A 16,700-nucleotide genomic window follows, 5' to 3' on the forward strand; every position below is an offset into this window, starting at 1 on the left:
GGGGGCGTGCGAGGCCTGCCGTTTGTGGGAGCGGACTTGTCCGCGAGCCTTTCGTGCAAGCCACGCCCAGAAGCTCGCGAATGAATTCGCTCCCACAGGCTGCCGCTGGAAATGTGCGACGCGCGGCTTGTCGGAAGCCAGAATCCCTGCCAATCGGCATAACCCATCCATACTCCTGTTCGGATAAGCTCCGCTTTCGTGATCCTGGAAGTACCATGCGCCGATCCTTGTTCCTCACTGCCTGCCTGACGGCCGCCCTGTTTGCCCTGACGAGCCAGGCCGCCAGCCTCGATCAGCAACGTCGCTGGTACGACGACGCCCGCGCGGCGCTGAAGAAGGGCAACGATGCCCCGTATCGCCGGCATGCCGAGGCGCTGCGCAGCTATCCGCTGGAACCCTACTTGGCCTACGAGGCGCTCAATCGGCGCCTGGGCAGCGCCAGCAACCGCGAGCTGGACAAGTTCTTCACCGAGCACGGCGACCTTCCCCAGGCCGGCCGCCTGAAACTGCGCTGGCTGCGCCTGCTGGCCGAGCGACGCGACTGGCAGCCGTTCCTCGACCATTACGACCCGCGCCTGGAACTCACCGAACTGGATTGCCTGTACGGCCGCTACCTGCTGGAAAGTGGCCAGCAGGAGGCCGGCCAGGCCCAGGCCGAACGCCTGTGGCTGGTGGGCACCTCCCAGCCGGACGAGTGCGATGGCCTGTTCCGACTGTGGAGCCGTCAGGGCGGGCTGACCGAGGATTTGCGCTGGCAACGCCTGCGCCTGGCCGCCCTGGCCGGCAACCTCGGCCTGGCGACCCACCTGGCCGGGGAGCTAAGTACCCTGCGCGCCGATGGCCAGTTGCTGCTGGAGGTGGCCCGCACCCCGGAGCGCCTGAGCCAGAGCCAGCGCTTTGCGCGCGATGATGCGCGCATGGCAGAGATCGTCGGCCTGGGCCTGCGCCGCCTGGCGCGTCGCGATCCCGAGCGCGCCCTCGAGCTGCTCGATGCGTACGCGCCCCAGCTCAGCTTCCCCGCCGAAGAAAAGCTGGCCATCGCCCGCGACCTGGGCCTGCGCCTGGCGCGACGCTTCGACAGCCGCGCCCTGCGCCTGATGGCCGACTACGACCCCGAACTGCGCGATGCGACGCTCACCGAATGGCGCGTGCGCCTGCTGCTGCGCCTGGAGCGTTGGGAAGAAGCCCACCAGCTCACCCGCCGGCTGGATGGCGAACTCGCGCAGACCAACCGCTGGCGCTACTGGCGCGCGCGCAGCCTGCAACTGAGCCAGGGCGACACCCCCGAAGCCCTGCAGCTGTACCTGCCGGTATCGGCGGAGCGCGACTTCTACGGCTTCCTGGCCGCCGACCGCATCGGCCAACCCTACCGCATCGGCCACCAACCGCTGGAAATCGATCCGCAGGTGCTGCAACGGGTGCGCAACAGCGCCGGCATTCGTCGCGCCATGGAGCTCTACCAGCGTGGCCAGATCGTCGATGCGCGTCGCGAGTGGTACCACGTCAGCCGGCTGTTCAGCCGCGAGGAACTGATCGCCCAGGCCAAGCTGGCCCACGAAATGGACTGGCACTTCCCGGCCATTCGCACCATCAGCCTGGCGCAGCACTGGGACGATCTGGACATCCGCTTTCCGATGGCCCACCGCAACACCCTGGTGCGCACCGCCCAGCAACGCGGCGTGGAATCCAGCTGGGTATACGCCATCACTCGGCAGGAAAGCGGTTTCATGGACGATGCCCGCTCCCATGCCGGCGCCACCGGCCTGATGCAGGTGATGCCGACCACCGCCCGCGAAACGGCACGGCGCTTCGGCATCGCCCTCAAGTCCAACCAGCAGATCCTCGATCCCGACCTCAACATCCAGCTCGGTACCGCCTACCTCAGCCAGGTGCACCGCCAGTTCGGTTACAACCGCATCCTCGCCACCGCCGCTTACAACGCCGGCCCGCAACGGGTGCGCCAATGGCTGAACGACACGCGGGGGCTGGACTTCGACGTCTGGGTGGAAAGCCTGCCCTTCGACGAAACCCGCCAGTACGTGCAGAACGTGCTGACCTACGCGGTGATCTATGGCGACAAGCTCGGCACGCCGCAGTCTCTGGTGGAAGGGCATGAGCGGGTGGTGAAGCCGTAGCATGGTAGCCAACCCAAAAGCTCGCGAATGAATTCGCTCCCACAGGTTCCGCACCGGACCGGCACTTCGTGGGAGCGGACTTGTCCGCGAGTTTTACGCGCAGGCCCGGCCCGCAAGGATGCTTTTAGCCTCGCAGTAGCCGCGAAATCTGCTCCATGGAGAAACCTCGGTAAGCCAGGAACCGCCCCTGGCGGGCGCGTTCCTTCGGGTCCTGCGGACGCACCCCGAAGCGCCGCTGCCAGAGCTCGTTCAGTTGCTCGGCCCAGTCCACCCCGCATTCGCCGAGCGCCTGTTCGATCGCCTCGCGCGGCAGGCCGCGCTGGGCCAGCTCCTCGCGAATGCGCAAGGGACCATAACCGGCGCGGGCGCGGGCGGCGATGAAGCTTTCCAGGTAACGGGACTCGTCGAGCAACCCTTCTTCCGCCAGGCGGTCGAGGGCGCTGTCGATCAGTTCAGGCGTGGCACCGCGCCGACGCAGCTTGCGCGCCAGCTCGATGCGACCGTGCTCGCGTTGCGCGAGCAGGTCCATGGCGGCCCGTCGCACGGCGACGGGCGTATCCAGCACGACAGGCATGGCTCAGCCGATCAGAGATCGTCCACCTCGGCCAGGTCCGCCTCGCTGTCGGCGCTGGCCTTCAGGTTGCCGGGGCTGACCAGCAGCTTTTCGCGGATGGCCTTGTCCAGGGCGCTACGCACGTCCTGGTTGTCGTCCAGGAACTTGGCGGCGTTGGCCTTGCCCTGGCCGATCTTGCTGCCCTGGTAGCTGTACCAGGCGCCGGATTTCTCCAGCAGGCCCAACTGCACGCCCAGGTCGATGATCTCGCCGTTGCGGTAGATGCCCTTGCCATAGAGGATCTGGAACTCGGCCTGACGGAACGGCGGGGCGACCTTGTTCTTCACCACCTTGACGCGGGTTTCACTGCCGACCACCTCGTCGCCCTCCTTCACCGCGCCGATGCGGCGGATGTCCAGGCGCACCGAGGCGTAGAACTTCAGGGCGTTACCACCGGTGGTGGTTTCCGGGTTGCCGAACATCACGCCGATCTTCATGCGGATCTGGTTGATGAAGATCACCAGGCAGTTGGCGTTCTTGATGTTGCCGGTGATCTTGCGCAGCGCCTGGGACATCAGGCGGGCCTGCAGGCCGACGTGGGCATCACCCATCTCGCCCTCGATTTCCGCCTTGGGCACCAGCGCGGCCACGGAGTCGACGATGATCACGTCCACGGCATTGGAGCGCACCAGCATGTCGGTGATTTCCAGCGCCTGCTCGCCGGTGTCCGGCTGGGAAACCAGCAGGTCGTCGACATTGACGCCCAGCTTGGCGGCGTAGTCCGGATCCAGCGCGTGCTCGGCGTCGACGAAGGCGCAGGTGGCGCCCTGCTTCTGGGCTTCGGCGATCACCGACAGGGTCAGGGTGGTCTTGCCCGAGGACTCGGGACCGTAGATCTCGACGATACGGCCCTTGGGCAGGCCGCCGATGCCCAGGGCGATGTCCAGGCCCAGGGAACCGGTGGAAATGGCCGGAATGGCCTGGCGATCGTGATCGCCCATGCGCATCACCGCGCCCTTGCCAAACTGCTTCTCGATCTGGCCCAGGGCCGCCGCCAGGGCGCGCTTCTTGTTATCGTCCATTGAAGAGTCCTCGCTAAATTCGACTGGGCCCGACGGCCACCAAACAACTGTATAAGTAGCCAGTATTAGAGCATAGGCATCCGCACTCGCCTACCCCTCGAGCGGATTTTCTCCGACGGCCAGGCGGATCAGGCCGACCAACGCCGCCTCGACCGACTGACGGCGCACAGCGGCGCGATCGCCGGCGAACTGGAAGCGCTGCGTATGTACCTGCTGGCCATCCGCCCAGGCCAGCCAGACGGTGCCGACCGGCTTGTCCGGCGTGCCGCCATCCGGCCCGGCGATACCGCTGACCGCCACGGCGAAGCGCGCCCCGCTGCGCTGATGCGCGCCCCGCGCCATGGCCTCGACCACTTCGCGGCTCACCGCGCCGACGCTGGCGAACAGCTCCGCCGGCACGCCCAGCTGGGCGGTCTTCTGGGCGTTGGAATAGGTGACATAACCCGCCTCGAACCAGGCCGAGCTGCCGGGAATGCGAGTGATCGCCTCGGCAATGCCGCCGCCGGTGCAGGATTCGGCGGCGGTGACCCGGGCCTGTTGCGCCAGCAGTGCATCGCCCAGGCGCCGGGCCAAGGGGGTGAGAATGTCCATGGGGGGTGCTCCTTCTCTTTTCAGCCGCCACCCTACACCACACGCCCCCCGGTTTACGCTCCGAATCGCTTATGCGAGCATGCCGCACCCGCGCCCCTCACCAGATCCGCAGTATGAATCTGAAAAGACTGCTCTTTCGCAACAAGAATCCCAAATTCGCGTATTACCTCGAAAAGGCCCTGATCGATTACGCACCGAAAGTGCTCTTCGAAAGACGACTAGGGCATTATCTTTCGCTACTGGAAGAACATCCGCAGGCAAACGAACTAAACGCCCGCCTCGCTTATTACCATAAGCAGGAAGTGCCGTTCGCACTGCGCGGTTATCAGACCTATCGAACCTTCTCTCGCCCACCCAAAAGCCGGGTCTATTATTACGACCTCAAACAATATCTAAAATACTTCCCTCGAGACGGAAAGTTTCGCCTGATTCCGGGCGATGTACGCAAGATTCCAGAAGAGCCCGCCCTGGTAAAAAGCCGCCCCATCAGGGATGACAATCAGCACAGCATCATCATGAAATTGAATGCCGTACGGCATTTCAACTTCATCGAGGATCACGTCCCGTTCCGGGCCAAGATGGACACCCTGTTCGGCCGCATGGCCGTTACTCAGCCCCATCGCAAGGCGTTCTTTAGCCAGCATTTCCACAATCCGAAATGCGATCTCGGCGATGTTTCAGGCGCCAATCCGGAATGGCTTACTCCCAAGGTGAGCATCGCCAAACATCTCCACTACAAATTCGTTCTCGCACTGGAAGGCAATGACGTGGCCACCAATCTCAAGTGGATCATGTCGTCCAATTCCATAGCCGTCATGCCCAGACCCAAGTTCGAAACCTGGTTTATGGAAGGCAAATTGATCGGCGGCAAGCACTATATCGAGATCAGCGACGATTACAGCGATCTCGACGAAAAGCTGGACTATTACGCCAGTCATACCGAGGAATGCCTGGAGATCGTCCGCAACGCGAATGGGTGGTGCGATCAGTTCCGAGACGCCGAGCTGGAACAGGCGCTCAACCTGGCGGTTTTGCACAGGTACCTCGGGCTTAGTCGCTGATTCCGGGGTTCGAACAGGATCAGTCCAGTGGTCCTGTTCGTGCAGCCCCCAAAAGCTCGCGACTGAAGTCGCTCCCACAGGGCCCGGCGCCGCGCTCGCCGTGGGAGCGGACTTGTCCGCGAGCTTTTGGCATTCGCCCCCACAGGTTCAACGCCGGAAATGGTAATCTTCCGCGCTTTCGAACACCCAGCCAGCGCCGGATTCCCATGCCCAAGGACACCCTCGACCTCTCGTCCCACACGCCCATGATGCAGCAGTACTGGAAGCTCAAGAGCCAGTACCCGGACCAGCTGATGTTCTATCGCATGGGCGATTTCTACGAGCTGTTCTACGAGGACGCGAAGAAGGCCGCCAAGCTGCTGGACATCACCCTCACCGCGCGCGGCCAATCCGCCGGACAGGCGATTCCCATGGCCGGGATTCCCTTCCATTCCGCCGAGGGCTACCTGGCCAAGCTGGTCAAGCTCGGCGAGTCGGTGGTGATCTGCGAGCAGATTGGCGACCCGGCCACCAGCAAGGGGCCGGTCGAGCGCCAGGTGGTGCGCATCCTCACCCCCGGCACCGTCAGCGACGAGGCGCTGCTCGACGAGCGCCGCGACAACCTGCTGGCCGCCCTGCTCGGCGACGAGCGCCTGTTCGGCCTGGCCGTGCTGGACATCACCAGCGGCCGCTTCACCGTGCAGGAGATCAAGGGCTGGGAAGCGCTGCTGGCCGAACTGGAACGCCTCGATCCGGCCGAGCTGCTGATCCCCGACGACTGGCCGCAGGGCCTGCCGGCCGAGAAGCGGCGCGGCAGCCGCCGCCGCGCGCCCTGGGATTTCGAGCGCGACACCGCCTTCAAGAGCCTCTGCCAGCAGTTCGGCACCCAGGATCTCAAGGGCTTCGGCTGCGAAGGCCTGAGCCTGGCCATCGGCGCCGCCGGCTGCCTGCTCGCCTACGCCAAGGAAACCCAGCGTACCGCCCTGCCGCACCTGCGCAGCCTGCGCCATGAACGCCTGGCCGATACCGTGGTGCTGGACGGCGCCAGCCGCCGCAACCTGGAGATCGACACCAACCTGGCCGGCGGGCGCGACAACACCCTGCAATCGGTGCTCGACCGCAGCCAGACCGCCATGGGCAGCCGCCTGCTCGGTCGCTGGCTGAACCGCCCGCTGCGCGACCGCGCCGTGCTGGAAGCCCGCCAGGACGCCATCGCCTGCCTGCTGGAACGCTACCGCTTCGAGACCCTGCAGCCGCGCCTGAAGGACATCGGCGATGTCGAGCGCATCCTCGCCCGCATCGGCCTGCGCAACGCCCGCCCGCGCGACCTGGCGCGCCTGCGCGATGCGCTGGCTGCCCTGCCCGATCTGCACCAGGCGATGGGCGACCTGGAAGCGCCGCACCTGCAGAGCCTGGCGAGCAACGTGCGCACCTACCCGGAGCTGGCCGATCTGCTTCGCCGCGCGATCATCGACAACCCGCCGGCGGTGATCCGCGACGGCGGCGTGCTGGCGCGCGGTTACGATGCCGAGCTCGACGAGCTGCTGTCGCTCTCGGAGAACGCCGGCCAGTACCTGATGGACCTGGAAGCCCGCGAAAAGGCGCGCACCGGCCTGCCCAATCTCAAGGTCGGCTACAACCGCATCCACGGCTACTTCATCGAGCTGCCGCGCGTGCAGGCCGAGCAGGCGCCGGCCGACTACCAGCGTCGCCAGACCCTCAAGGGTGCCGAGCGCTTCATCACCCCGGAGCTGAAAGCCTTCGAGGACAAGGCGCTGTCAGCCAAGAGCCGCGCCCTGGCCCGCGAAAAACTGCTCTACGACGAACTGCTGGAGCGGCTCATCGGCGAGTTGGCGCCGCTGCAGGAAACCGCCGCCGCGTTGGCCGAGCTGGACGTGCTGAGCAACCTGGCCGAGCGCGCGCTTACCCTCGATCTCAACCGTCCGCGCTTCGTCGAGGAGCCGTGCCTGAAGATCGAGCAGGGCCGCCATCCAGTGGTCGAGCAGGTGCTGACCACGCCCTTCGTGGCCAACGACCTGACCCTCGACGACGCCACGCGCATGCTGGTCATCACCGGCCCGAACATGGGCGGTAAGTCCACCTACATGCGCCAGACCGCGCTGATCGTGCTGCTCGCCCACGTCGGCAGCTTCGTGCCGGCCAAGGCCTGCGAACTCTCACTGGTGGACCGCATCTTCACCCGCATTGGCTCCAGCGATGACTTGGCCGGCGGGCGTTCCACCTTCATGGTGGAAATGAGCGAAACCGCCAACATCCTGCACAACGCCACCGACCGCAGCCTGGTGCTGATGGACGAAGTGGGCCGCGGCACCAGCACCTTCGACGGCCTGTCGCTGGCCTGGGCAGCCGCCGAGCACCTGGCGCGGCTGCACGCCTGGACGCTGTTCGCCACCCACTACTTCGAACTGACCGTGCTGCCGGAAAGCGAACCGGTAGTGGCCAACGTGCACCTCAACGCCACCGAGCACAACGAACGCATCGTCTTCCTCCACCATGTGCTGCCCGGTCCGGCCAGCCAGAGCTACGGCCTGGCCGTGGCGCAACTGGCCGGCGTACCGTCACCGGTAATCCAGCGCGCCCGCGAACACCTGGCGCGCCTGGAGGTCACCAGCCTGCCCCACGAAGCCCCGAAAGCGCCCCAGGGACAATCCGTCGCACCCATGCAAAGCGACCTGTTTGCCAGCCTGCCACACCCCGTGATCGACGAGCTGGCGCGGCTTCACCCGGATAATCTGACGCCCCGTCAGGCGCTCGAATTGTTATATGCGTGGAAGAGTCGGATATAACCGACCCGCGCGGGAGCTGTTAGAATCCGCGCGTTTTTGATATCGGAGCTTGCCCGGTTGCCTGAGCCGCGGCGGTCCCTGTTTCGAGCGGGAGCCTGGCAAAGACCAGCCCAGCCGTCGCCTGAGGAGAGAGATAGGCCATGACCTTCGTCGTCACCGACAACTGCATCAAGTGCAAATACACCGACTGCGTGGAAGTCTGCCCGGTGGACTGCTTCTACGAAGGCCCGAACTTCCTGGTGATCCACCCGGACGAGTGCATCGACTGCGCCCTGTGCGAGCCGGAATGCCCGGCTCAGGCGATCTTCTCCGAAGACGAAGTGCCCGAGGACCAGCAGGAGTTCATCGAACTCAACGCCGACCTGGCGGAAGTCTGGCCGAACATCACCGAGCGCAAGGAACCGCTGTCGGATGCCGAGGAGTGGGACGGCGTGAAGGACAAGCTGAAGTACCTGGAGCGCTGATCGCTTCCCGGTAAAACGACAAGGCCCGCGAAAGCGGGCCTTGTCGTTTCTGATTGGCGCGCCTTGCGGCGCGATGGCGGACAAGAAAACGTTGTCCGCCCTACGCGGGTCAACACACCGCCACGACCGTTTTTTCGTGCAGCCAACCGTCGCCGCTGAAGTGCCTCCTACAAGTCAGAGCAGTGTGGCCAAACGATTGACATCTGTAGCCCGCCGACTACAGTTCGTGCCATGTACACCATTATCGAAACCGAGGTATTCGCCAACTGGCTTGGCAGCCTCAAGAGCCCCGAAACCCGCCTTCGCCTGGTCAAGCGATTGCGACGTGCCGGGCTCGGCAACCTGGGTGACGTCAAGCCTGTGGGCGAAGGGGTATTCGAAATGCGCGAGTCCTTCGGGCCGGGTTGGCGCATGGACTACATCCAACAGGGCCATGTGCTGTTAATCATGCTTGGCGGCGGCGATAAATCCAGCCAGCAACGCGATATCCAGCGAGCGATCCAGTTGTCCAAGGAGCTCTGAATGAACAAGACGAAACCAACGACCCGCCCCTTCGACGCAGCCAACTACCTCACCAACGAGGAAGAAATCGCCGCGTATCTGGACGTGGTTCTGGAAGAAAATGATCCCGCTCTCCTGGCGGCGGCCTTGGGTGACATCGCCCGCGCCCGAGGCATGAGCGAACTGGCCAGAAAGTCAGGCCTTTCCAGAGAAAGCTTGTACAAGAGCCTGTCAGGCGAGCGAGTGCCCAGCACGGAAACCCTGCTGAAGGTGATCCATGGCCTGGGCTTCAAACTGACGGTCACGCCTGCCAAGTGAAGCAGGAGTCACACCATGAAGACCATGACCTACAAAGGCTATTCAGCCCGTATCGAGTACAGCGTCGAGGACAGCTTGTTCATCGGCCACATCGCCGGCATTCGTGATGTGGTGGGCTTTCACGGAGAGGCCCTGCAGGAACTACGCGCCGCGTTCGAGGAAGCGGTGGACGACTACCTGGACACCTGCACCAGACTGGAGCGCTCCCCGCAAAAGCCCTACTCCGGCAAGCTCAGTCTGCGCCTGGAGCCCCAGCTGCATGCCACCGTAGCCGTGAAGGCCGCACTGGAACACAAGAGCATCAACCAGTGGGTCACCGACCTACTGAAACGGGAAGCGCACGCCTAGCAATCCCCTCTCGGCCCCTGTAGGGCCGGCTTTACGCCGGCCGACGGAGCCGAATGCTCATGCAATAGCTACGCCCCACCCCTGTCGGCCGGGGAACCCAGCCGGGAAGGCCCGTCCCTACAAGGTATTGCCTGAGGATGTACGGTGGGCACGAACTTCTGTAGGGCCGGCTTTACGCCGGCCGACGGAGCCGAATTGCCACACCTCAGTTCCGTCCCCTCCCCTGCTGGCCGGGATAGACCCAACCGGGAAGGCCCATCCCTACAAAAGACCCCCTGCTTTTTCTGGAAGGCCGCACCTAACCATGCACCCCAAGGCTCGCGAATGAGTTCGCCCCCCCACACAGGCTCCTGCGCCAAGGTTTGCTACCATTGCCGCCCCACCCGAGATCACCCGCCATGGCCGAACACGATTTCCGCTACAACCTGCTCAACCCCGCCCACACCCTCACCGAATGCCGCGCCCTGTCGCCGGGTCGTTACCAGGTCACCGGCAACGGCGGTTCGATCCAGGCCGGCGACACGCTGCTGGTGACCCTCAAGGGCAGCCGCGACCTGCACATGCGCCTGACCGTCGAGAAAGTCCGCCATCTGATCAACCCGCCCGGCCAGTGGCTGGCCATGACCAGCGGCCCCGCCTTCCGCGAACTGGCCATCCGTACCTGGAAAGTGAACTGCGACGCCTGCGGCACCCAACTCGACTTCGAGTTCGCCGTCGACGCCAGCCTCGGCAAGGCCGCCCAACAGCCCGCCGCCGAAGCCCGCATCGCCGAACTGGGCTGGAGCAAGGCAGTCCAAGGTCATCTGTGCCCCGCCTGCCAGGTCAAGGCCTAGGGCGAACGCGCCGCCGCTCTTTGCGAGGCCTGCCAGTAGGGTGGTCAACGCGCAGCGTTGGCCACCATCGCGCGGCAACGGCGCGCCTGCGGCACGCACGGTGGCTCGATAAAGCGCGATCCACCCTACGAAAAGCCGGCAAACACCGCATTCACGAGGCCCCTATGAGCAAGCTCGTACCCGCCCTGAGCACCGCCCTACTCCTCACCGGCTGCGCCAGCACCCCAGCACCCACCCTGCCGTTGGGCACCCCCTACCAGGTGGAATGGATCGGCGAGCGCCCGCTGGTCGACCGCAGCCACCTCACCGTGACCCTCGGCGCCGACGGCCGCGCGCATGGCCACGCCGGCTGCAACCGCTGGTTCGCCAGCTATCAGACCAAGGGAAATCAGTTGAGCTTCAGCCAGGCCGGCGCCACGCGCATGATGTGCGCCCCAGCCCTGATGGAACAGGAAGAGCGCTTCCTCCAGGCCTTGGGCCAGGTGAAGCGCTGGGAGATGGGAGAGAACGGCGAGCTGCGGCTGTGGTACGCGGAAGGTCAGGCGCTGCGGTTATTGGCCGAATAGGGGCCGAAGCGCAGAAATCCGGACCTGTGGGAGCGACTTCAGTCGCGAGCTTTTTGGTAAGCACCGCACAAAAAGCTCGCGGACAAGTCCGCTCCCACACAACGAACAGCACGCACCGCCCGCAGGGTGGTCAACGCTTTCCTTGGCAACCAACGCGACGGCACGGCGCGGCCGGCCAGGCGCGCCTTGCGGCACGCTCGGTGGCTCGATAAAGCGCGAATCACCCTACGGCTGCCCTGAAAGGCTCGCGGACGAGTCCGCTCCCACAAAAGCGGCCAAGCGCCAGATCAATAGGCGTTCTTGTTGATGAAGCCCTTGAACACCGTCAGGAAGATGATCTTCAGGTCCAGCCACAGCGACCAGTTGTCGATGTACCAGAGGTCGTACTCCACGCGCTTCTGCATCTTATCCAGGGTATCCGTCTCGCCCCGATAGCCGTTCACCTGCGCCCAGCCGGTGATGCCCGGCTTGACCTTGTGGCGCTGCATGTAGGACTCGACCAAGTCCTTGTAGTACTCGTTGTGGGCCAGCGCATGGGGACGCGGACCGACCAGCGACATGCGGCCCTGCAGCACGTTGAAGAACTGCGGCAGCTCATCCAGGCTGGTGCGGCGCAGGAAGGCACCTATCGGCGTGATGCGCGCATCGTTCTTCTTCGCCTGGGTCACATCGCCATTGTGCTCCTGGTGCACCACCATCGAACGGAACTTGTAGACCTTGAACTTCTTGCCGTTGATGCCGGTGCGGTACTGCTTGAACACCACCGGACCGGGCGAGGTCGCCTTGATGGCAATGGCGATGCCCAGGCATACCGGCAGGATCAGCAGACTGATCAGCCCACCGATGAGAATGTCCTCGGTGCGCTTGATGAAGCGGGCCGGACCGTCCATGGGCGTACAGCTCAGGTCTAGCGAGTACAGGCCGGCGATATGTGAAACCCTGTGGTTCAGCAGCGGCATATCTCCCCATTCGGGGAAGAAGCGCACACTCACCGTGTGGTGGCGAAGCGCATAGAGAATGGTGGGCAGCGCCGCGCCCTTGCTGAGGGGCAGGCACAGCCAGACCTCGTGTACCGCCTGCTCATTCACCTCAGCCACAAGCCTGTCCAGCCAGGCCTGCCCCTGATCGTACGGAAGCGCCCCCTGCACCTTGAAGCCATGCTCACCCAGCGGAGTGTCCCGAGTAAGCCTGAAGAAGGTCGCGCCATTGCCGCCCACCAGCAGCACCGTCTTCAGGTTGCGCCCGGCGGCCCGTACGCGGCGCAGGAACAGATACATGCCCACACGCAGCAACAGGGTGCCACCCGCCGCGATCAACAGCATGGTGATGAACCAGAGGCGCGAATAGTTCGTGGAGACCTTCATGAAGAACGACAAGGACAGCAGGATGCCCACCGCCGTGAGCCAGGCAAGCAGGAAGGTGCCCACCAGCTTGAAGAACGACTTGCCGCGCTGGGAGCCATACACGCCGCCCAGGGTAAAGCACAGCGCCGTGACGATAGCGGCCACCAGCATGGCGGTGCTGTAGCGCCCCGGCATGGAAATACTGTCAAAGCGCAGGAAATAGGCGGTTATACCCGCACCAATCACCAGGGCCATATCCACCATTACCAGGAACAGCGGTACGGGGTAACGCTCGGCAAAGGTGGGTTGGTAACGCGGGATGGGTTGCATGTCCTTGGTACACCTGAACAGTTCCGAAGGGCGGCATGTTAAAGCCAAGCGGCAAAAAAATCCTGCCTGTCATGGTCGGCTTTGTTCGACAGCTGCGAGCGGGCATAATCCAGCCCGCTTCGCCATCCCCCTTGCCTCCAAAGGAGTGACCCGTGCCTCAGCTTCAGCGAACCTGGCAGTGGATCAAGGCCTCACCCGTGGCCATGACCTTCCTGCTGAGCATCGCCCTTTCCCTGGCCTCGCTCAGCTATCGCGCCAGCATGAACCCCGACGGCATGGTGCATATCATGGCCGGGCGCATCTTCATCGAGGAGGGCTTCGCGGCCGCCCTCAAATTCTTCGACTGGCCGTTCTTTTCCATTATGATTGGCATTGTCGGTTATGTGCTGCCCATTTCCTACGAAACGGCCGGCTACCTGATCAATATCCTGATGCTGTCCGGCGCATGCGCGCTGATGGTGAAGATTACCCAACGCTACGTGCCCAACAGCGCCTGGCTGGCATGCTTGGTGGTGCTGGCCTTGCCGGCGCTGAATGAAAACCGGCATAACGTGATGCGTGAAGATGGGGCCTGGCTGTTCCTCATTCTGGCCATCTGGTTGGCCATTCGTGCGCCGAAACAGATCAATCTCCTCAATGCCGTAGGGCCTACCGTCGCGCTGTTCCTAGCGTTTCTGTTCAGGGCTGAATTCGCTGTTTTTTATCCGGTGCTGATTCTCTGGCAATGGTATGCACTGGAGGAAAACAGAGGGCTAGCAACCACTGCTAAGCTATTTTGCCTACCTGCCCTGACACTTATTGCCGGCGCATTTGCTTTTTTGATATTTAGCCTAGACGAAAACCTTGAAAGAGCCAGACACTTTCTATCGATTCTGGATCTGCATTCGATTAAGACAGTGTTCGATTACAAAGCCGCTCTTATCGGCCAGCACATCATGCAAGCTGACTTTGGCCAAGATGGGAACAAGCCAGTTCTTGCCTGGGGCTTGATTGGCTACGCCTTTAACAGCTTCCTTGAAATGTGTTATTCACTGGCAATTCCACTTGCCATAGGCATCTACTGGAAGTTAAAGGAACACAAGAATTTCGCACCGTTTGGCTGGCTGTTTCTGATATATAGCTTCGTCATCATCGCCTTCGTATTCAAAAAGTACTTCATTTCTGATCGATATAGCGCCCCCTTGGCCATCCTCTGCATTCCGCTGATCACCTATGGCATGTATCGTCTCTATGGCCAGAAACTAAAACTCGCAGCCTATCTGGTTACTGCCCTCCTGCTCCTGAACAGCTTGGACAACATTATTACCACCGGCGATCAGGACACTCATCTGCTAGAAGCCGGCCATTGGCTCAAGGAGCATCAGATTCCAGAGCGGGAAACCTATATCGACTTTGCCCGCATTGCGTACCATGCGGACTGGGTGAAGTACAACTTCAAATTCGACAAGCCCAACCAGGTCAGAAGAGACCGTGCCTATAATGACCCGAAGATTCGCTATATCACGTTATGGCGGCATTTATCAGATGACGAGCTAAAGTGGCGAGAAGGAAAAAAACTCGAACTGCTTGCCGAGTTCACCAACAGCAAAGGCCGCAAGGTACTGATCCTGAAAAAGCCTGATTAAGAATGAAAAAAGCCGAGGCATAGCCTCGGCTTTTTTGTCCAGAACTGTAGGAGCTGCTTCAGCCGCGATAATACGGCATAGATGCAATCGCGGCTGAAGCCGCTCCTACGAAAAGACGCCTAACGCCCTTTCTTGTAAAACTCCTCGAAGCAATAGTTGGTTGCCTCGACATACCCTTCCGCGCTACCACAATCGAAGCGCTTGCCCTTGAATTTATAGGCCAGCACGCAACCGCGCTGAGCCTGCTTCATCAGGGCATCGGTAATCTGGATCTCTCCGCCCTTGCCCGGCTCGGTCTGCGCGATCAGCTCGAAGATATCAGGTGTCAGAATATAGCGCCCGATAATGGCCAGGTTCGAAGGCGCATCCTCGGGCTTGGGCTTCTCCACCATGGTGTTCACCCGGTAGATATCGTCGCGAATCATATCCCCGGCGATCACACCGTACTTGGAGGTTTCCTCACGCGGCACCTCCTGAATAGCCACGATAGAACATCGGAACTGCTTGTACAGGTTGACCATCTGCAGCAGCACCGGATCACCGTCCGGGTTCACGCACAGGTCATCGGCCAGCACCACCGCAAAGGGCTCGTCACCAATCAGCGGCTGTCCGGAGAGAATCGCATGACCCAGCCCCTTCATCTCTACTTGGCGGGTATAGGCAAACGTGCACTGATCGATCAGCTCACGAGCCCCATCCAGGTAGCGCTCCTTGTCCGTACCCTGGATTTGATGCTCCAGCTCGTAGCTGATATCGAAGTGGTCTTCCAGCGCGCGCTTGCCACGGCCGGTGACAATGGCGATCTGGGTCAGGCCCGCGTCACGAGCCTCCTCGACGCCGTACTGGATCAGCGGCTTGTTGACCACCGGCAGCATTTCCTTGGGCATGGCCTTGGTGGCCGGAAGAAAACGGGTGCCGTAACCGGCGGCGGGGAACAGACATTTGCGAATCACGTGACGTCCCTAGATAAGAAGAAGGCAAGCCGCTCTGTACCTGCCTGTGAATGGAAATGCAATTGAACAGAAGGAGAAACGATTTCGGAGGTTTCTGTAGGAGGGGCTTTAGCCGCGACCATCCGCGGGTGACGAAACAGCGTCGCGGCTAAAGCCCCTCCTACAAAAGCAATCCGCAGCGAATTAGGCAGCCTGATCTTGCCCAGAAGTCGTGGACACGGGTTTAAGTACTCATCCGGGCTTCGAAGGCTTCCGGGCTGACATGTCCCAGCGTGCTGTGGCGGCGCTGGCGGTTGTAGTCGGTTTCGATGTATTCAAACACGGTTTCACGCATCTGGACGCGGCTCATGAAGCGCTCGCCGTGGATGCATTCGACTTTCAGGCTGTGGAAGAAGCTTTCCGCACACGCATTGTCGTAGCAGTTGCCTTTCGCGCTCATGCTGCAGCGCAGGTGATGGGCACGGATCAGTCCCTGATAAGCCATTGAGCAGTATTGAGCGCCACGGTCGCTGTGCACGATCACCCCCTTGGGCAGCTTGCGGCGCCACAGGGCCATTCGCAGGGCATCACAGGCCAGATCGGCCGTCATGCGTTCGCCCATGGCCCAGCCGATTACCCTCCGGGAGTACAGATCGATGATTACCGCTAGGTACAGCCAGCCTTCTTCCGTGTGCAGGTACGTTATGTCACCCACCCATTTCTGGTTCGGCGCCGATGCCGTGAAGTCCTGCTTGAGCAGGTTCTGCGCCACCGGTAGCGAGTGCCGGGAGTTGGTCGTGGCCTTGAACTTCCTGGCGGCCTTGGCGCGCAGTCCTTGCCGTTGCATCGACGCGGCAACCGTCTTGCGGTTGCAGAGCCATCCCGCGTCTCGCAGGTCGTGGCACAGCCGTGGCGCCCCGCTGCGACCCTTGCGTGCGCTATACGCCTGCGCGACCTGCTTGTCCCGCTCGAGCCTTTGCTGGTGGCGTACGGCAGGTGGACGTGAACACCAGGCATAGAAGCCGCTACGGGCGACGCCCAGCACGCGACACATGGCTTTCACCGAAAACTGTGGGGTATGCGTCCTCATAAAGGCGTACTTCACTTGAGGCTCTTGGCAAAGTACGCGGCGGCCTTTTTTACGATGGCCAGTTCTTCAGCCTGTTCGGCCAGCAGCCGCTTGAGCCGGGCGTTTTCATCGGCCAAGGACTGCTCGCGCTCGCTGCTGGTCT

The 16,700-nt window shown here is 62.6% G+C and carries 15 protein-coding genes and 1 pseudogene; 10 read left to right on the forward strand and 6 right to left on the reverse strand.

The window, feature by feature from the left end; all coding sequences use genetic code 11:
• The first annotated feature begins 215 nt into the window (after positions 1-215).
• Positions 216-2,135, forward strand: coding sequence for a transglycosylase SLT domain-containing protein (locus VL129_RS16445; protein WP_325414624.1), 1,920 nt, complete (start codon positions 216-218; stop codon positions 2,133-2,135).
• Between the two features lie 124 nt (positions 2,136-2,259).
• On the opposite strand, the gene recX is transcribed toward VL129_RS16445, so the two are convergent.
• From recX to VL129_RS16460, 3 genes are all read right to left on the reverse strand, one after another.
• Positions 2,260-2,709, reverse strand: a complete 450-nt coding sequence (recX, locus tag VL129_RS16450; protein ID WP_325414626.1) for a recombination regulator RecX — start codon at positions 2,707-2,709, stop codon at positions 2,260-2,262.
• Positions 2,710-2,720: 11 nt separating this feature from the next.
• Positions 2,721-3,770 (reverse strand): recombinase RecA, encoded by a 1,050-nt coding sequence (recA, locus tag VL129_RS16455; RefSeq protein WP_325414628.1) that lies wholly within the window; start codon positions 3,768-3,770, stop codon positions 2,721-2,723.
• A 90-nt stretch (positions 3,771-3,860) separates the two neighbouring features.
• Entirely contained in the window at positions 3,861-4,361 is a 501-nt protein-coding gene (locus VL129_RS16460) for a CinA family protein (RefSeq protein ID WP_325414630.1), read from the reverse strand.
• A gap of 113 nt (positions 4,362-4,474) precedes the next feature.
• On the opposite strand from VL129_RS16460, the gene VL129_RS16465 reads away from it, so the two are divergent.
• The 8 genes from VL129_RS16465 to VL129_RS16500 all read left to right on the forward strand — a co-directional run bounded on the left by VL129_RS16465 (position 4,475) and on the right by VL129_RS16500 (position 11,238).
• Complete coding sequence (locus tag VL129_RS16465) at positions 4,475-5,422, forward strand: glycosyl transferase family 90 (protein WP_325414632.1); 948 nt, start codon at positions 4,475-4,477, stop codon at positions 5,420-5,422.
• Positions 5,423-5,628: 206 nt separating this feature from the next.
• Positions 5,629-8,208, forward strand: coding sequence for a DNA mismatch repair protein MutS (mutS, locus tag VL129_RS16470; protein ID WP_325414634.1), 2,580 nt, complete (start codon positions 5,629-5,631; stop codon positions 8,206-8,208).
• 140 nt (positions 8,209-8,348) lie between these two features.
• Positions 8,349-8,672 (forward strand): ferredoxin FdxA, encoded by a 324-nt coding sequence (gene fdxA, locus VL129_RS16475; RefSeq protein ID WP_325414636.1) that lies wholly within the window; start codon positions 8,349-8,351, stop codon positions 8,670-8,672.
• A 231-nt stretch (positions 8,673-8,903) separates the two neighbouring features.
• Positions 8,904-9,194, forward strand: a complete 291-nt coding sequence (locus tag VL129_RS16480) for a type II toxin-antitoxin system RelE/ParE family toxin (protein WP_325414638.1) — start codon at positions 8,904-8,906, stop codon at positions 9,192-9,194.
• Positions 9,195-9,491, forward strand: coding sequence for an addiction module antidote protein (locus tag VL129_RS16485; protein WP_325414640.1), 297 nt, complete (start codon positions 9,195-9,197; stop codon positions 9,489-9,491).
• Positions 9,492-9,506: 15 nt separating this feature from the next.
• Entirely contained in the window at positions 9,507-9,839 is a 333-nt protein-coding gene (locus VL129_RS16490; protein ID WP_325414642.1) for a type II toxin-antitoxin system HicB family antitoxin, read from the forward strand.
• A 398-nt stretch (positions 9,840-10,237) separates the two neighbouring features.
• Positions 10,238-10,672, forward strand: coding sequence for a hypothetical protein (locus tag VL129_RS16495; protein WP_325414644.1), 435 nt, complete (start codon positions 10,238-10,240; stop codon positions 10,670-10,672).
• 164 nt (positions 10,673-10,836) lie between these two features.
• The gene (locus VL129_RS16500) at positions 10,837-11,238 is read left to right on the forward strand and encodes an META domain-containing protein (RefSeq protein WP_325414646.1); all 402 of its coding nucleotides are present in this window, start codon (positions 10,837-10,839) and stop codon (positions 11,236-11,238) included.
• Between the two features lie 287 nt (positions 11,239-11,525).
• Here VL129_RS16500 and VL129_RS16505 read toward each other — a convergent pair whose 3' ends face one another.
• Positions 11,526-12,911, reverse strand: coding sequence for an undecaprenyl-phosphate glucose phosphotransferase (locus VL129_RS16505; protein WP_325414648.1), 1,386 nt, complete (start codon positions 12,909-12,911; stop codon positions 11,526-11,528).
• A gap of 152 nt (positions 12,912-13,063) precedes the next feature.
• Here VL129_RS16505 and VL129_RS16510 point away from each other — a divergent pair, with 152 nt between their 5' ends.
• Positions 13,064-14,536 (forward strand): hypothetical protein, encoded by a 1,473-nt coding sequence (locus VL129_RS16510; RefSeq protein WP_325414650.1) that lies wholly within the window; start codon positions 13,064-13,066, stop codon positions 14,534-14,536.
• A 119-nt stretch (positions 14,537-14,655) separates the two neighbouring features.
• Here VL129_RS16510 and galU read toward each other — a convergent pair whose 3' ends face one another.
• Positions 14,656-15,489 carry a UTP--glucose-1-phosphate uridylyltransferase GalU gene (galU, locus tag VL129_RS16515; protein WP_325414652.1) on the reverse strand — a complete coding sequence of 278 codons (834 nt, stop codon included), beginning with the start codon at positions 15,487-15,489 and terminating at the stop codon, positions 14,656-14,658.
• A gap of 223 nt (positions 15,490-15,712) precedes the next feature.
• Positions 15,713-16,700: pseudogene (locus VL129_RS16520) on the reverse strand (IS3 family transposase); the annotation flags it as partial.

It is taken from the genome of Pseudomonas sp. (assembly GCF_035497915.1).
Taxonomy (GTDB): Bacteria; Pseudomonadota; Gammaproteobacteria; order Pseudomonadales; family Pseudomonadaceae; genus Serpens.

What these genes read in the sequence shown, in the direction of transcription:
- VL129_RS16445 (WP_325414624.1), top strand. Translation starts at nt 216, where the DNA reads ATGCGCCGATCCTTGTTCCTCACTGCCTGCCTGACGGCCGCCCTGTTT.
- recX (WP_325414626.1), bottom strand. Translation starts at nt 2,709, where the DNA reads ATGCCTGTCGTGCTGGATACGCCCGTCGCCGTGCGACGGGCCGCCATG.
- recA (WP_325414628.1), bottom strand. Translation starts at nt 3,770, where the DNA reads ATGGACGATAACAAGAAGCGCGCCCTGGCGGCGGCCCTGGGCCAGATC.
- VL129_RS16460 (WP_325414630.1), bottom strand. Translation starts at nt 4,361, where the DNA reads ATGGACATTCTCACCCCCTTGGCCCGGCGCCTGGGCGATGCACTGCTG.
- VL129_RS16465 (WP_325414632.1), top strand. Translation starts at nt 4,475, where the DNA reads ATGAATCTGAAAAGACTGCTCTTTCGCAACAAGAATCCCAAATTCGCG.
- mutS (WP_325414634.1), top strand. Translation starts at nt 5,629, where the DNA reads ATGCCCAAGGACACCCTCGACCTCTCGTCCCACACGCCCATGATGCAG.
- fdxA (WP_325414636.1), top strand. Translation starts at nt 8,349, where the DNA reads ATGACCTTCGTCGTCACCGACAACTGCATCAAGTGCAAATACACCGAC.
- VL129_RS16480 (WP_325414638.1), top strand. Translation starts at nt 8,904, where the DNA reads ATGTACACCATTATCGAAACCGAGGTATTCGCCAACTGGCTTGGCAGC.
- VL129_RS16485 (WP_325414640.1), top strand. Translation starts at nt 9,195, where the DNA reads ATGAACAAGACGAAACCAACGACCCGCCCCTTCGACGCAGCCAACTAC.
- VL129_RS16490 (WP_325414642.1), top strand. Translation starts at nt 9,507, where the DNA reads ATGAAGACCATGACCTACAAAGGCTATTCAGCCCGTATCGAGTACAGC.
- VL129_RS16495 (WP_325414644.1), top strand. Translation starts at nt 10,238, where the DNA reads ATGGCCGAACACGATTTCCGCTACAACCTGCTCAACCCCGCCCACACC.
- VL129_RS16500 (WP_325414646.1), top strand. Translation starts at nt 10,837, where the DNA reads ATGAGCAAGCTCGTACCCGCCCTGAGCACCGCCCTACTCCTCACCGGC.
- VL129_RS16505 (WP_325414648.1), bottom strand. Translation starts at nt 12,911, where the DNA reads ATGCAACCCATCCCGCGTTACCAACCCACCTTTGCCGAGCGTTACCCC.